This is a genomic window from Candidatus Binataceae bacterium, assembly GCA_035508495.1.
Taxonomy (GTDB): Bacteria; Desulfobacterota; Binatia; order Binatales; family Binataceae; genus JASHPB01.
On sequence record DATJMX010000022.1, the window covers coordinates 25087 to 40160 of the forward strand.

The following is a 15074-nucleotide window of genomic DNA, read 5'->3' on the forward strand; positions in this document are numbered from 1 at the left end:
TGAGCGGAGTCTGCGGAGTCGAAAGATCTCGGAGGCCCCGAAAGGGCTGGTACCGGTGAGCGCGCGAAGCGCTCTCCTTATTTTCTGCTCTTATCATTTAGTCACGCGAGCGAGGACTCCGCTGCGACGTTCGTTTTCCGTAAGCAGGAATGGCACTTCGCGATGCGCCTGTTCGTACCCGCGCCTGCACCTCCTGTGCCCTGCCGATGCATCTGCTAGCCTGAGGGCTCATGGGCGGACAGGGCCAGCTTGACTTTGCGTTTCGCGCCGGACGCGGCGCGATGATCAAAGTCTCGGACCTGGTGCGCCGAATCCGCGACACGCTCGATGAAAACCTGGGCGAGTTCTGGGTCGTTGGCGAGGTCTCCAACGCGCGGCTTGCACCCTCGAATCATTTTTATTTCACGCTCAAGGACGATCGCGCGTCGATTAGCGTCGTGATGTTCCGGCTCGCGTTCCAGCGCGTGCGTTTCAAGATCACCGACGGGATGGAGATCGTCGTGCGCGGGCGCGTGAGCCTGTTCGATCAGCGCGGCGCCCTGCAGCTCTATGCCGAGGAGATCGAGCCGCGCGGCGTCGGCGCGCTCCAGGTCGCGTTCGAGCAGCTTAAGCGGCGGCTCGCCGCTGAAGGTCTCTTCGAGCAGAGCCGCAAGCGGCCGCTGCCGTATCTGCCCCGCACGATCGGAATCGTGACCGCGCGCGGCGGTGCGGGCCTGCGCGACATGTTGCGCATCCTCTTCGATCGGTTTCCGAATCTGCGCGTGATTTTCCGGCCGGCGCGAGTGCAGGGCGATGGCGCCTGCAACGAAGTCGCGCGCGCGATCGCCGATCTCAACGAGGACGGCCGCGCCGAAGTGATTATCGTCGGACGCGGCGGCGGCTCGCTCGAAGATTTGTGGTGCTTCAACGAAGAGGTCGTCGCGCGGGCGATTGTCCGCTCGCGAATCCCGATCGTGTCGGCGGTCGGCCACGAAGTCGATTTCACGATCGCGGACTTCGTCGCCGATCTGCGCGCGCCCACTCCCACCGCGGCTGCGCAGATGGTCGTGCCGAGCAAAGCAGAGCTGCGCGAGCGAATCGCGGCCGACGATGCGTCGCTGCAAATGACGATGGAACGCGCGCTCGACGAGCTGCGCGAGACCATCGACGATCTGACGGCGCGGCTGCGCCATCCGAAGAATCTTATGGCCGCGGCGCGCGAGCGGCTCCTTGAAACCACTGCTGAACTGCAAAGCGCGATCGCGCGGCAGGTCGCCGACAATCGCCGCACGATTCGCGAATGCATGATCGGCCTGCGCGCTCCCGACGCCGCGGTGCGTGAGGCGCGGTTGCATATCAGCCGGCTTTCGCTCACGCTCGCGCATGCGATGGAGCGCGGTACTCGCGACCATCGAATCGATGCGCTCGATGCGCGCCTCGCCGTCGCCGTGCGGCGCAAACTCGAAGAGCGGCGCGCCGCGCTCGGCATGCTTGCGGCTCAGCTCGATTCGCTGTCGCCGCTCCGGGTACTTGATCGTGGCTACGCGGTCGTGATCAATTCACGCGACGGGCGGCTCGTGAGCGACTCGGCGCAGGTGGAGGTGGATGATGAGCTCGACATTCGGCTCGCGCGCGGAAGACTCCGCGCCAGAACGATCGCGCGTCAAAGCTGACAGGACTCCGATGGCATCGAAGGGCAGAAAATTCGAAGACGAGCTCAAGGACCTCGAGCAGATTGTGAGTCAGATCGACTCGGGCGAGCTTTCGCTTGAAGATGCGATCGGCGCGTTCGAACGCGGCGTCGCACTGGTGAAGGCGCTCAATCACAAGCTCGACGATGTGCAGCGCAAAGTCGAGCTGCTGACGCGCAACGCCGAAGGCCAGCTCGAAAGCGCCGTCCTCGGGTCGGAAAGCGCCGCCTCGCAATCATCCGAAGCAGCCGACGATGACGATATCCCATTCTGAGATTCTTTAAGGAAGAAGCGACAGGAGCACGCCGAACTCTCATCCATATTCAACCTCTCCCTGATTTTTAGTTCCCTTTCCCTGACCAGGGAGAGGGATTTTCAGAAAGCGACGGCGATGAAAAACCGGCTTGATGCTGAACTGGCGCGGCGTGGATTGGCTGACAGCCGCGAGAGTGCGCAGCGGCTGGTTATGGCCGGGCGCGTGCGCGTGAATTCGCGGCCCGCCGACAAGCCGGATCTTCGCGTCGATGCTGATACTCCGATCGAAGTGCTCAGCGGCGGGCCTGAGTATGCGAGCCGTGGGGCCTACAAACTAATTGGTGCGCTGGATAATTTTGCGATCGATGTCGTGGGGCGCCGCGCGCTCGATGTGGGCGCATCGACTGGAGGATTCACCGATGTGCTGCTCGCGCGCGGCGCGGCCAGCGTGATTGCACTCGATGTCGGCTATGGCCAGCTCGTGACGCGGCTGCGCAACGATCCGCGCGTGATCGTTCTCGATCGTACCAACGTTCGATATGTGACGCCGGGCGAGCTTCCCTATGCGCCCGATCTCATCACGATCGACGCGAGTTTCATTTCGCTGCGCACCGTGCTGCCCGCGGCGCTTGCGCTTGCAGCGCCCGAGGCGGAAATTATTGCGCTCATCAAGCCGCAGTTCGAAGTCGGCAAGGGCAAGGTCGGCAAGGGCGGGATCGTGCGCGACGAGGCGCTGCGGCGCGCGGCCGTGGACGCGATCGTGGCGTTCGCGCGTGAGATTGGCCTCGAAGTCGCAGGCGTGATCGAGTCGCCGATCGAGGGCGCGCAGGGCAATCGCGAGTATCTCGCATGGATGAGAGTGAAAGCGGCGCAGTGATTAGATGAAGCGCGCATGGGCGTTGGGATGCGACATGGGCGGCACGAATATCCGCTGCGCCGCGGTGTCTGTGGATGGCGACGTGCTGATGTTGCAGCGCGGGCCGTCGTTCGCGTCACGCGCGGCAGAGGCGGTCGCCTCGAATATCGCGTCGCAGGTTTCATTGCTGCTCGATTCAGCGCGCGATGCGGGACTCGGCTCGCCGCGCGCGATCGGAATCGCAGTGCCGGGTCCGCTCAATGTATTTTCGGGAACGGTGATGGCGGCGCCGCACGTCGCGGCCTGGAAAGCATTCCCGCTGCGCGCGCGTCTCGAGCAATCGCTCGGCCGCTCCGTGGTCGTTGAGAATGACGCCAACGCATGGGCGCTTGGCGAATACTGGCGCGGCTCCGCGCGCGGCCGGCGTGATGTTGTGCTGCTGACGCTCGGTACCGGAGTGGGCGGCGGCCTGATTGTCGATGGCGCGCTGGTGCGTGGCCGCAGCGGCATGGCAGCCGAGCTCGGCCACGTCACGGTCGAGCCGGACGGGATGCCGTGCGATTGCGGCTCGCATGGATGCCTCGAAGCGTACGCCTCGACGTCAGGATTGCGCGGGCTCGTTGAGCAACGTCTCGGCGTCGCGCGCGGCGGGCGGATTCCAGAACAGCTTCTCGACGAAGACGGAAATTTTTCAGTGCGTCAGATGACGGCCGTTGCGCGAGGCGGTGACCTTTTTGCGCGCGAAATATTTTCAGTCGCCGGCCGTTACCTCGGAATCGCAGTCGCGTCTTTTCTAAATGTCTTCAATCCCGAGCTGGTCGTTATTGGTGGCGGGGTGGCTGGAGCTTTACCGTATATGCGCGCGGAAATGACGAAAGAAATAAGCCGGCGCGCATTCACTGCCATCGCCGGCGAGGCTAAAATCGTGCGCGCCGCACTGGGTCCGCGCAGTGGCGTCGTGGGCGCGGCGTATGCTGCGCAGCATCCGCCACACAAACTGCCTCCAAGAATCCATTAACGTCTCATTTGCTTAAGCGGCCATTTGGAATACCCTATAAAGGAGGGGCGCTTTCGATGAAGCGGTTATCGATAGCGATGGTCGCGGCTGTCGCGACGGTCGGGTTATTCTTCGTCTCGATGACGGGGCGGGTGTGCGCCCAGACTTCGGAATTCAGCGAGAGCAACGTCCCGCCGTCGCCGCCCTCCCGCGTTCAGGCAGCGCCTGTGACGGGCGACGAAGATAGCGGCGCGGTATCGCCTGCGCCCGCTGCCGATACATCGGCAGGCGCGCCCGTTGTTCATCCGCAGCCGGCGCGCGTGATTCCCTACACCGTTCGTCCGGGAGATTCGATCGGAGCAATCGCGGCGATGTTCGGTGTCACTCCGGACGAAGTCGCCCGCGCGAATCGGATCCATCCAGATGACGAGCTGATGGCGGGCGAGGTGCTGCGCGTTCCCAAGCCCTTCACCAACGAAGTCAACTCCCTCCGTACCCAGGTCGATTCGCTCACGGCTCAGCTCCAGGCCGCCGAGCAAAAGGCCGACGCGGCAGAGAATCAGCTCCAGCAACTGAAAGACCAGGTGCAGGAGCTGCAGGGTGAGAATCAGTCGCTCAACGCGAGCCTCAAGCAATTGCCGTGGTGGCGCGCCACCTCGGTGACGATGGCGGGTGCGGCACTGTTCATGTTCGGTGCGATGGTGGTGACGCTCTTCGAATGGTGGCGGATGCGCCGCAAGTTCCTGGCGCTCGCGGCGATGACCGAAGCGCTCAGCCGGCTCGATTACAAGTACAAGGCGATGTTCGCAAAGGCGGAGCTTCGGCTCCAGCAGCTCTATGGACGGCGCCGCCAGGGATTCCCCGAAGGGCAGCCGCGCCCGCGGCTACCCGAGGAAATGGAGATCGATCGCCTCAACGAGGAGTTGAAGCAGGTGCTCGCCGAGCATCTCGAAAAGCTTGGCGCCAAGCTTCACGGCTCGCGCAAACGCGGCAAGTGGCGCGAGATGATCGGCGGTGTCGACTCTGCGGTTGAAGCGCCGTCCGTCCGGCGCTAATGTCAGCCGCAGGTCGCTCTCAATCAAAGGATTCTGCCATGAAGAAGCTTGCATGGATCGGCCTCGCACTGATGGTTCTCGCTGCGCCGCTGGAGTTCTCAAGGCTCGCGCAGGGAAACGCTGACACGCCGGCATGCTGCGCGAGCAAGAGCGCGTGTTGTCCCACCCAGGCATGCTGCAAGGGCGGAAGCCACAGCATGGGCGCGCATTGCCCGATGGCGTCATAAGCATCTCCGGTAAAACTCGGGCTGGTAGCGGTCGCGCCGCTGGTCAATAATCTTGGGCAGGCACATGATGCGCAAGCGGCGTGTCGTGGCGGCAAAACTCTGCACCTCGGAGGCATCGATGCGCACACTTCTTACGGCGGGACTTGCCCTGACGATCGCGGCCGGATTGGCTTCTGCGGCGCTCGCGGACGGAGCATCCAAAACCGTCTCGGGCGTGATCGAGGACAGCTATTGCTACGGGACGATGGGCGCGCACGGCGAGGGTCACAAATCCTGCGCCGTCAAGTGCATCAAGGCGGGGATCCCCGCGTCGCTGGTCGAGAACAACACCGGAAATATCTACGTGCTCCTGCCGAAGAACAATGAACAGCCTCTGCCAGATGACGTAATAAACAAGGCTGAAGATCAGGTGACCGTGACCGGCAAGGAATACTCGAAGGGCGGCGTTAACTTTCTGGTTGTAGAATCCGTCAAGTAGTCGAGTGGCGCGACTCCTGCCGGGGCTCGGGCACGTACAGAATTATCATCCGTTGTTCGTGCATTTTCCGATCGGGCTGATCTATGGCGCCGCCTTGCTCTATCTCATCGGATGGCTTGGCGGCTCCGACTCGATCAAGTGGGCGGCGTTCTGGACGCTCTGCCTTGGGGGGATTGCGGCAGCGGCCGCGCTGGCGACCGGCCTGTACGCGGCGCCTGGTCTGATGATCTCAGACTCGGTCCGCGAGCATCTGCTTGACCATCACAAGCATCTGATGATCGCGGCATCTGCGGTGACCGGATTTTTGATCGTATGGGCGATTCTTACGCGCCCAATGCCGGAGAGTGGAAGGATCGGATTCATGGCCGTGATGTTCGCGGCGCTCATCCTGATTGCGCTCGGCGCCGATCTCGGCTCGTCGATGGTGTACGGCTACAACGCGGGCGGCGACGCGTGTCCGCAGCCGATCGATTTCACGCACTAAGGCGTTAATTTTCCGCTCGCATCTGGCCGGGGTATAAACGTATCGATCGCAGGAGGCGGCTATGGCGTACGAACAGATTCTGCTCGATCTGAAAGACGGCGTCGCGACGATCACGCTCAACCGTCCCGAGAAACTCAATGCCTACACCGCGCAGATGGGAGCCGAGCTTCACGACGCCTTTGCCGAGCTCGACGAAAACGACGCCGCGCGTGTGATCGTCGTGACTGGAGCGGGCCGCGCGTTCTGCGCGGGCGCTGACCTCTCGAGCGGCGGCGATACCTTCGATTCCAATCAGCGTCCAGAGCGCAACGAGCGACGTCCCCATGCGATCCGGCCGTGGAACATGAAGAAGCCGATCATCGCGGCGATCAATGGACCGGCCGTCGGCGTCGGGATCACGCTGCCGATGCAGTGGGACATTCGCGTCGCGGCAGAGAGCGCGCGAATCGGATTTGTGTTCGTGCGCCGCGGCGTTATTCCTGAAGCGCTGAGTCTGTGGACGGTGCCACGCATGATCGGCCTCGCAAAAGCGAACGAACTGCTGCTGACCGGCAGAATCATCAACGCACGTGAGGCGCTCGAATTTGGAATCGTCAGTCACGTATGGCCCGACGGCGAGTTCCAGTCGAAGGTGCGCGAACTCGCGCTCGATCTCGCGCAGAATACGGCGCCGATTTCGGTCGCGATGACGAAGCGGCTCATCTACGGCCTTATGGGCGAGGATTCGGCCGACGGCGTGCAGTCTGTCGAGAGCAAAGCGTTTGCGTGGGTCGGCAGGCAGGCTGACTCGCACGAAGGCGTAAGCGCGTTCCTGGAGAAGCGCAAGCCAGCCTGGAAGATGAAAGCGTCGAAAGATTTTCCGGACTTCCTGCCGCCGATCAAGTGAGTTTTGACACCGAGCCCGGCGCGGAGGTGCGCGTCGATTCGCGGAGCGCCTTGCGTCGCCAGGCAGTTCTGCTGACGGCGCTCGCGATCGTCTGCGTCGGGATCGAGGTTCCCTTCGGCTTCATTTTCAATGCCGGCCAAAGCCCGGGGCTTGCTCGCGTCGGGCTTGTAATCATTTTGTCATTCATCCTGGCGGCGATGGTGCCGCTGGGACTCCGGCTATGTCCGCAGATTGGGTTTCCCGGCGCGCCGTGGATCGCGGCCAAGCTCGAAGGCGAGCCGCCGCCGTTTGCGTTGCTGAGCGTGCTTCGGTCGGCTGCACAATATGCCTTGGGTGCGGCTGCGATCGGCGCGGCGCTGCTCGCGGGTGTGATGCTGCCCGTGATGTTCATGGCACACCACGGCCAAATCGACATGCCCCAACTGCCGGGATTCAACACGGGGCCGGGCGGACTCGCCCTGGCCGGGATTCCGGTCGCGCTCGCCGCGGGAATCAGCGAGGAAATCGAGTTTCGGCTTGCCTTATTTGCGATTCTCGCCGCAGGCGCGAGCTTGTTCGCATCGGGGAAGATCGCGCTGCCGTCCCGGCGAGTCGTATGGCTCGCGACGATCGCGCAAGGCTACGCCTTTGGCCTGATTCATCTGTTGCCGAATGCCGGCCCTCTGCAAGGGCGTCCGCTGATGCTGTTGGCGGGCGGCTTCCTGATGCCGCAAACGTGGGAGGGGGTGGTCTTCGGGCGGCTCTATTTGAGCAAAGGCCTCGAAGCCGCGATCTTCGCCCACACGATCATGGACTTGATGCTCTTCCTGCTCGCAATGATCGGCATGATCGGCGCCAGCCTGGGACCGAGGTGATCTCGGAGCGCACCGTGAAATTAGCGGAGGTATTGCGCCCGTCGGAGACCGAGTACAGGAAAATCGCAAGTCCGGCGGGCGATGGTGAAAATCCCTTCCGATCGGTGTAGAAATAAAGCGGATGCAGACCGAGCAGTGCCGAGCACAGGTTGAGGCTGGCCTGCGCCTGCGCATAAATTAATAGGGGACGCGTTCCAATCCTCTTGTTTGAATCCCGATTTTTCACTGGGCGCAAAAACTACAGTTAGGATGCCGGCATACAAAGCTCCAAATTTGAGCGACGCGCATGGCGCGTTGAGCAGGCCTCAACAGCCTTATGGTTTCGCGCGGGCAGCGACACTTGCCGTGATCGCGATCGTCCTTGCGGGCTTCGCGCTGCAAGGCTGCTCGATGATGAAGAAAAAGGAAGATGTCCCCGATATCGAGGTGGATGACACCGGCGATAGCGGCGACTCGATGCCCGCGCCGACCGCGTCGGTCCAGGTCAGCTACAAGCAAAAGGGCGACACGCTTGAGCGTGCGACCGTAATCAAGTTCTTCAGCGCCGAGGTTATTCAGAACATCCCGCACGACCCGCAACATCAGGAGTCTCTGGTGCGCTTCGATGGCGGCGTGCCGGTATGGGAGTTCAAGGCTCAGCGCAGCACTTTCGGCTCGGTCACCGGCGTCGGTAACAAGACTTACTCGCTGAAGAATGTTTCCTACGGCAAAGTGCCGGAGCATTTCACCCAGGTAATCCCCGACGAGGGACCGCCGGAGCCGCTCGATCGCGGCAGTTTCTATGTCTTCGAGATCGCCCGCGCGTCGGGCTCGATAAGCTATCAAGCCGTGAAGGTCGAGGGTGACGGATCGCTCGTCGCATACAACGCTCAGCCGCGCGCCGGCAACAGCTACCTTCTCTGCTGCAACATCGATACGGCGTTTACCGATCCTGTAGTGCTGCCGGATTCCGCGCAGGCAGTCGAGCAGGCTGCCGACCAGATTGATCAGAGCACGCAGGTCCCGCCCGCGCCTCCCGAAGCCGCGGCCGGCGAAGGGCAGGGCGCGGCTGAATCACCTGATTCCGCTGGAGGACTACCGAGCGCGCCGTCAGGGCCTGTCGATTTAACGGGTGATGGCGGAGGCGGTGCGGGCGGAGGCGGCAGTCCTCTCGGCCCTCTGGGTGGTATGATCAATCCGAATAACATTCCTCGGGGCGATCCAGCCCTCAACGGGGGGCCCTAAAGGCCCGATTTAATTGGATTTTCGACGGCGCATCGCCTTTGGGTGCGCCGTTTTTTCGGACTTGCGCTGAATTCGCATTCAGTTATGATGGCAGCCTTCGTAATTGACACCACATTCAGTTCCGAGTATAAATTCATCTCGTGACCGCTGCAGCTATCCGAAATCCTGACGCTCCGAATCGATTCGACCGGCGCCGCGAGAAAACTCGCGAGGAGCTCATGGAAGCCGCCGAGCGTGTCATCTCGCGAAAGGGTTTCCATCAGACCCGTATCGCCGACATTGCCGAGGAAGCCGACGTTGGCCTCGGTACCTTCTATCTCCACTTCAAGACCAAGAATGAAATCTTCATCGAGCTCATCGAGCTCGGCGCGGCTCACATGCGCCAAGAGATTGCCGAGGCCAAGGCCGCGGCGACCGAGCCCGCCGACAAGATGCGTATCGCGATCGATTGCATCCTGAGCGCCGCCGCCGAAGAGCCCGAGATGTTTCGCATCGTGTTCGGGCACAGCCCCGCGTTCCTCGATCTGATGCAGCGTGTGTTCGATCCCTTTATCGCGGACTTCCGCAACGACCTGGCGCCGCTGGCAGGTGATCAGGCCGAGACGATCGCCAACCTGATCGTTGGGATGCTCTCGCAGGCGATCTCATGGTTGCTCGACAATCGCGACCTGCCGCTCGAGCAGACCAAGCAGACCATCGTAAATTTTGCGCTCGGCGGACTTGCGAATGCAGCCGCCATGAAGCGTTCCGGAGGCGTCAATGAATAACGAACGGACTGAACTCCACACTGATCTGAAGAGCGTATTTCACTGGGACTACTCGGTGAAGTTTCCGCAGATGGATCGCCTGTACGAGAACGCCAAGCGCGATCAGTGGAATGTCTCGACTACGATCAACTGGGATCGCCCGATTGAGCGCGAAGTGCTCGACATGTCGATGATGCCGATGTTCCAGACCGAGCTCTATCGCTCGCTCAGCGAAGATCAGAAGACGCAGTTGATGCGCAAGTTCGCGGCGTGGCGGCTCTCGCAGTTCCTGCACGGCGAGCAAGGCGCGCTCATGGTCTGCGGTCAGCTCGTCGATGCGGTGCCGGACCTCGACGCCAAGATGAACGCCGCGGCCCAGGTTTTCGACGAGGCGCGCCACGTCGAAGCTTTCCGCAAGTACATCACCAAGCTCGATCGCATCTATCCAATCGACCCGACTCTGGAGCGCCTGCTGCGCGCCGTAATGGAGCACGATAGCTGGGAGCCCAAGTACGTCGGCATGCAGGTCATCACCGAGGGCCTCGCGATCGCGGCCTTCCGCTTCATGCAGCGCGAGACCAAGGACGATCTGCTCAAAGAGCTGCTCGAGTACATCATGAAGGACGAGTCGCGCCACGTCGGCTTTGGGATGCTTGCGCTGCGCGACGCTGTGACCAAGCTCAAGGGCAAGGACAAGAAGGACCTCGAGGACTTCGCGTTTACCGCGTGTGACATGATGGTGACGAAGATCGTCGACGATAAGCCGAAGGACGGCTTTCTGTCAGGCGAGCAGATCTTCGAGGAAGTCGGCATCTCGGCCTCGGATATCCAGGAAGAGCTCAAGCGCAATCCGAAGTGGGCCGAAGCCGAGCAGGAAATGGAAAAGCAGTTTAACTCCTTCCTGTTCGTTGACACGATCATCCCCTGCCTGCGCCAGATCGATCTAATCAACGATCGCACCGAAAGCTGGTACCGCCAACTCGGCGTGATGGAATTCGCCTCCGCCGCGTAAACTCAGTCTATATCTGAAAAATAACGGGCCGGATGCATCGAGTATCCGGCCCGTTTCATTTTGCGGACGAATTGCGCGATGCTGGTACAAATCGGCCGGGATATGGAATCCACATCGCAGCGCCCGCCGTTTCGATCGCTGTTGCCGCTCTACTTCGTGATCTTCGCGGGGTTTGTCGGCTACAGCCTGATGATCACGGTGTTCACGCCGATGATCCTGCGCTCCGACAGCGCGATGATCTCCGCGGCGATGCCGATGGCGCGGCGGACGATCTTGCTTGGCGTGCTTTTGTGTCTTTATCCAGCAGGGCAGTTCGTCGGCTCGCCGATCATGGGCTCGCTGTCGGATCGATTCGGCCGCAAGCCAATCCTGCTCATATCACTTGCAGTCACCACGGTGTCTTACGCGCTGATCGCGACGGCGCTCGCAATGGCGAGCCTCGTGATGCTCGCAGGCGCGTCGCTTGTCGCCGGCCTTGCCGAGGCGAATATCGTAACTGCGCAGAGCGCGATTTCCGACGTGATACCGGCGAGCGAGCGAAATCGCTTCTTCGGCTATATCTATTTGAGCGTCAGCTCTGCCTATATCGTGGGACCGCTCGTCGGCGGCAAGCTCGCGGATTCGACGATCGAGCCGTGGTTCAACTACGCGACGCCGTTCTGGGCGGTATTCATTCTGCTCGTGCTGACGGCGCTCGCGACCGCCGCGATATTCACGGAGACCAATCCGCCCGAGGCGCGGCGCGCGGTGAGCTACTCGGAAGCGTTCACGAATCTCGCCGGCGTTGTGACTGACAGACGATTGCGCGCGCTCTACTGGCTGAACTTTCTTTTTTATCTCGCGATTTTCGGCTTCTTCCGATGCTATCCGATGTACCTGGTTGACGAGTATCGGCTCGGCGTATCGCGAGTGTCGGAGTTCATCGCATGGGTGGGCGTGCCGATCGTGCTCGCGAATCTGTGGCTCACGGGATTTCTTTCGGTGCGCGTTTCGATCCGAACCCTTACGTTCTGGTCGGCTCTGCTGACGGGCGTATTCATGATCGTCGTAGTGATACCGCATCCGCTGAATGCGTTGTGGGTCACGCTCTTCTTAACTTCAATGGCGCTGGCGCTCTGCCTTCCGTCCTGCGCCACGCTCTTGTCGATCGCAGCCACCGGTCCGGAGCAAGGCCGCGTGATGGGCAACAACCAGGCGCTCCAGGTAGGCGCGGAGTCTCTATCGGGTCTGTTAGGCGGCGTCCTCGCAGCGGTTATGGTGAAGTTGTCGTTGATAGTTCTCGGTGCCGTCGCGATTGTGGCCGCGATCCTTCTCATTCTGACTCGTATAAGACAGCCGCCGCAGATGCCAGAAATACAGAGAGTCTGACATCCTGATATTCCGCTATTAGAATGAAGTCTGTCGCGAGTAAGGTCGGACGGCGCGGGACGATCGTCATTCCTGCGAAATTGCACAAGAAGTTTGCACTGGAAGAGGGTAGTTTCATCTTGGCCGAAGAGCGTGACGGTGGAGTGCTGATCCGGCCGGCCGAGATTGTCGCCGTCGAAACCTATACGCCCGCGCGCCGCGCGCGGAGTTTCTGCTGAACAACGCCGTAGATGCCAAAGACTACCGCCGCGCACTGCGCGAGGTGCGCCACATGGGTATCGATCCGGCGTCGATCCCGCATCGCAAACTCGCCTGATGCCGCGGTTGCGCGACAAAGCTTCGCGCAGTCTGCTGGTTGAGTCGGTTTTTCTCGATGCCAACGTTCTTTATTCCGCCGCTTATCGACCCGACTCACGACTTCTAAGTCTATGGAAATTGCCGCGCGTTGTTTTGTTAACTTCTCGATACGCTTTGGCCGAAGCGCGTAGAAACTTGTCGATGGATCGACCAGGCGCGGTACCAGTTCCGGAATCGCTTATGCGCTCAACTGAATTGGCTCCAGTTGCAGAAGTCGAACTACCTGATTCTTTAACGCTCGACGACTTCAAAGATCGGCCGATCCTTGCGTCTGCGATAGCTGCACACGTTGAATTTTTGCTGACCGGCGACCGCTGTCACTTTGGTCACCTATACGGCAAAACCATCATGGGAGTTAAGACACTGACCTCGGCGGAATTTCTGGATCGACATATCATCCGATCGATCCGTAAGTGACCCGGCAACGAACAACGCTCTCTCACAATCGCACAAGTCGTGTCGCAGAATGCGACAGGGGCTACGATTGAACCTCGCTCGAAGTTGTGTGAACTCAATCACCGCGGGCGGCATCTTCCTTGCTCAAATATTTCGTCAGCACGTCCTCACGTGCAGGAGGGTAGTATGTCCTCGATATCAGCAATTGGTGGATTGGGTGCGATTCCGGAGCTGACGCAAGCGAGCAACAGTCAGGCAACCAATCCTTTCGCTGCGTTTCAAGAACTCGCCGAGTCCCTGCAGTCAGGGAACCTGGCAGACGCGCAGCAGGCTTACAGCACGCTGGCCCAAATCCAGAAAGATTCCGGCACTCAGAACTCGAGCAGCCCCGCGAGCCAGGCCTTCCAGGCGTTGGGGCAGGCGCTCCAGTCCGGAAACCTGCCGGCGGCGCAGCAGGCTTTTGCGACGCTCCAGCAGGACGTGCAGAGCGCCGGCGGAATCGGCGGCCATCACCATCATCATGGCGGCGGCGGCGGTGGTGGCGGCGAACTGCTTAGCGCCCTGAGCTCGACTAACTCGTCTGACAGCCTGTTCACCAGTCCGAGCAGCTCGCAGAACAGCAGCTCGAACTCCAACAGCAATAGTCAATCGAATAGTGACTCGACGCTGCTCGACATATTGACCTGATCGCGAGCGAAATCGATCGCCCGAGCAGGTTACCGCTTAGCCGAGAGACCTCTTATACGCGGCAGAAGTCGCAACGCGTTGCTGCGGCATATCGCCTCGCGATCCTGGTCGCTGAAGAAGCTGCCCTCTTCAAGCTCCTTGTTGGTTTCAAGGCCAGCAGCTTCCGGATACCAGGGCCAATCGCTTCCATAGACGATTTGCCCCACATCGGCGAGCTGTAGCAGCGATGACAAAGTGTGCTTCGACTGAATCGCGGTATCGTAGTAAAGGCGCCGCAAATAAGTAATCGCGTCCCTGGTCCCCGCGGGACCGAGCCGCAGGCGCCCCCCGACTGCGGCAATCCGGCCCGCCAGGATTGGCAGGGCACCGCCGTTGTGCGGGACGATGATCGTGACGTCCGGGCATCGTTCCAGCGTCCCGCTGAAAATCAGATTGGTTACGGCGCGAGCAGTGTCGAACGGGAACTCGATCATCGGCGCCGGATAGCCCATTGCGCACTGCTGCCAACACGACGGCGACGTCGGATGGATAAACACCACGGCCTTGCGCCGATTGAGTTCCTGGAAAATCGGCTCGAACTTCGCATCGCCGAGATAGACTCCATGAGTATTGGTCTTGAGCCCGATCCCGTCGGCGTTAAGCGTATCCATCGCATATGCGAGCTCGTCGAGCGAACCCTCCACGTCCGGAATCGGCAGCGCGGCAAACAAACCGAAACGCTGGGGATGCTTTGTCACCGCCTCGGCTCCCGCTTCATTGACCTTGCGCGCAAGCCGCCGCGCCGCAGCATCGTTGCCATAGTGAACGCCGGGCGATGAGATCGACAGGACGCCCGTTTCGATTCCTAGCTTGTCATAGGCTTCCAGCGCCAGCTCCACGCTCCATTTCGGATAATCCGGCATCCCGTCCGGATGAACCAGGCCGCCGCTCCGCATTTCGTCGGCATAGCCGGGCGGCAAATAATGCGCGTGCACGTCGATTTTTCGACTGAGATTCGGGTTCGCACACACCGCGTTTCTCCTTGCGCTGGCCGAGCTATCTGAATCGATCGAGCGCGGGGGCGGTCAACGCGTACTCCGGTTGATCGTAGTCTTCGTTGCGCTGGCCGGTTTTGCGGAAGCCGAGGTTTTCGTAGATTCGCGCTGCCACGTCGTTGCCGTCGAAGCACGTGAGCTGGATCGTTTCGCACTGTGGGTAGCAGGTGAGGATCAGCCGGATCGTCATCTCGATCGCGATGCGGCCGTAGCCTTTGCCCTGGTGCGATGCGTCGATCATGATGTCGTCGATCCAATAGTCATCGCTGCTCGACGGGTTGCAGGCGATCGTCACGTAGCCGACCGCGATCTGATCGTCGAAGATCACGTGCGGGACATGATCGAAATCGTCACCGAACGCGCGCGTGTAGCAGATCGCGATCGATTTCGACGGCGGCGCGACGAAGGTCACCTGATGAGGATGAACTTTGAGCGCGAGCATTGCCTGGAAGTTCGAGCGATTCAGCGGTTTGAAAACGATCGCCATC

General features: G+C 61.1%; 19 protein-coding genes. 17 read left to right on the forward strand and 2 right to left on the reverse strand.

All coding sequences use genetic code 11. The features are described from left to right. Window positions 1–230 precede the first annotated feature (230 nt). The 17 genes from xseA (at window position 231) to VMA09_07270 (ending at window position 13552) form a co-directional block, all read left to right on the forward strand. Complete coding sequence (xseA, locus tag VMA09_07190; GenBank protein ID HUA33372.1) at window positions 231–1652, forward strand: exodeoxyribonuclease VII large subunit; 1422 nt, start codon at window positions 231–233, stop codon at window positions 1650–1652. 10 nt (window positions 1653–1662) lie between these two features. Continuing rightward, window positions 1663–1944, forward strand: coding sequence for an exodeoxyribonuclease VII small subunit (locus tag VMA09_07195; protein ID HUA33373.1), 282 nt, complete (start codon window positions 1663–1665; stop codon window positions 1942–1944). A gap of 117 nt (window positions 1945–2061) precedes the next feature. Further along, a complete protein-coding gene (locus VMA09_07200; GenBank protein HUA33374.1) occupies window positions 2062–2802 on the forward strand; it encodes a TlyA family RNA methyltransferase in 741 nt (246 codons plus the stop codon). Window positions 2803–2806: 4 nt separating this feature from the next. Further along, window positions 2807–3799: an ROK family protein gene (locus tag VMA09_07205; GenBank protein HUA33375.1), complete on the forward strand. Its 993-nt coding sequence runs from the start codon at window positions 2807–2809 to the stop codon at window positions 3797–3799. Window positions 3800–3855: 56 nt separating this feature from the next. Beyond that, the gene (locus VMA09_07210; GenBank protein ID HUA33376.1) at window positions 3856–4833 is read left to right on the forward strand and encodes a LysM peptidoglycan-binding domain-containing protein; all 978 of its coding nucleotides are present in this window, start codon (window positions 3856–3858) and stop codon (window positions 4831–4833) included. Between the two features lie 38 nt (window positions 4834–4871). Then, window positions 4872–5060 (forward strand): hypothetical protein, encoded by a 189-nt coding sequence (locus VMA09_07215; GenBank protein ID HUA33377.1) that lies wholly within the window; start codon window positions 4872–4874, stop codon window positions 5058–5060. A 67-nt stretch (window positions 5061–5127) separates the two neighbouring features. Beyond that, a complete protein-coding gene (locus VMA09_07220) occupies window positions 5128–5538 on the forward strand; it encodes a hypothetical protein (protein HUA33378.1) in 411 nt (136 codons plus the stop codon). A gap of 4 nt (window positions 5539–5542) precedes the next feature. After that, window positions 5543–6022 (forward strand): DUF2231 domain-containing protein, encoded by a 480-nt coding sequence (locus tag VMA09_07225; GenBank protein HUA33379.1) that lies wholly within the window; start codon window positions 5543–5545, stop codon window positions 6020–6022. 61 nt (window positions 6023–6083) lie between these two features. Continuing rightward, on the forward strand, window positions 6084–6908 hold the full coding sequence (locus VMA09_07230) for an enoyl-CoA hydratase-related protein (protein HUA33380.1): 825 nt from the start codon (window positions 6084–6086) through the stop codon (window positions 6906–6908). Continuing rightward, window positions 6905–7762 (forward strand): CPBP family glutamic-type intramembrane protease, encoded by an 858-nt coding sequence (locus VMA09_07235; protein HUA33381.1) that lies wholly within the window; start codon window positions 6905–6907, stop codon window positions 7760–7762. Before VMA09_07230 ends, VMA09_07235 begins: the two co-directional genes overlap by 4 nt. Window positions 7763–8056: 294 nt before the next feature. After that, a complete protein-coding gene (locus VMA09_07240) occupies window positions 8057–8986 on the forward strand; it encodes a hypothetical protein (protein ID HUA33382.1) in 930 nt (309 codons plus the stop codon). 218 nt (window positions 8987–9204) lie between these two features. Beyond that, window positions 9205–9753 (forward strand): TetR/AcrR family transcriptional regulator, encoded by a 549-nt coding sequence (locus tag VMA09_07245; GenBank protein HUA33383.1) that lies wholly within the window; start codon window positions 9205–9207, stop codon window positions 9751–9753. Then, window positions 9746–10744 carry a ferritin-like domain-containing protein gene (locus VMA09_07250; protein ID HUA33384.1) on the forward strand — a complete coding sequence of 333 codons (999 nt, stop codon included), beginning with the start codon at window positions 9746–9748 and terminating at the stop codon, window positions 10742–10744. The genes VMA09_07245 and VMA09_07250 overlap by 8 nt, the downstream gene beginning before the upstream one ends. A 102-nt stretch (window positions 10745–10846) precedes the next feature. Continuing rightward, window positions 10847–12112: an MFS transporter gene (locus VMA09_07255; GenBank protein HUA33385.1), complete on the forward strand. Its 1266-nt coding sequence runs from the start codon at window positions 10847–10849 to the stop codon at window positions 12110–12112. A 23-nt stretch (window positions 12113–12135) separates the two neighbouring features. Continuing rightward, complete coding sequence (locus VMA09_07260) at window positions 12136–12330, forward strand: AbrB/MazE/SpoVT family DNA-binding domain-containing protein (GenBank protein ID HUA33386.1); 195 nt, start codon at window positions 12136–12138, stop codon at window positions 12328–12330. A 106-nt stretch (window positions 12331–12436) separates the two neighbouring features. Further along, window positions 12437–12886, forward strand: coding sequence for a PIN domain-containing protein (locus VMA09_07265; GenBank protein HUA33387.1), 450 nt, complete (start codon window positions 12437–12439; stop codon window positions 12884–12886). Between the two features lie 165 nt (window positions 12887–13051). After that, the gene (locus VMA09_07270) at window positions 13052–13552 is read left to right on the forward strand and encodes a hypothetical protein (protein HUA33388.1); all 501 of its coding nucleotides are present in this window, start codon (window positions 13052–13054) and stop codon (window positions 13550–13552) included. A 29-nt stretch (window positions 13553–13581) separates the two neighbouring features. Here VMA09_07270 and VMA09_07275 read toward each other — a convergent pair whose 3' ends face one another. Beyond that, window positions 13582–14562, reverse strand: a complete 981-nt coding sequence (locus tag VMA09_07275; protein HUA33389.1) for an amidohydrolase family protein — start codon at window positions 14560–14562, stop codon at window positions 13582–13584. Window positions 14563–14587: 25 nt separating this feature from the next. After that, the gene (locus tag VMA09_07280) at window positions 14588–15073 is read right to left on the reverse strand and encodes a GNAT family N-acetyltransferase (protein ID HUA33390.1); all 486 of its coding nucleotides are present in this window, start codon (window positions 15071–15073) and stop codon (window positions 14588–14590) included. Window position 15074: the final 1 nt, after the last annotated feature.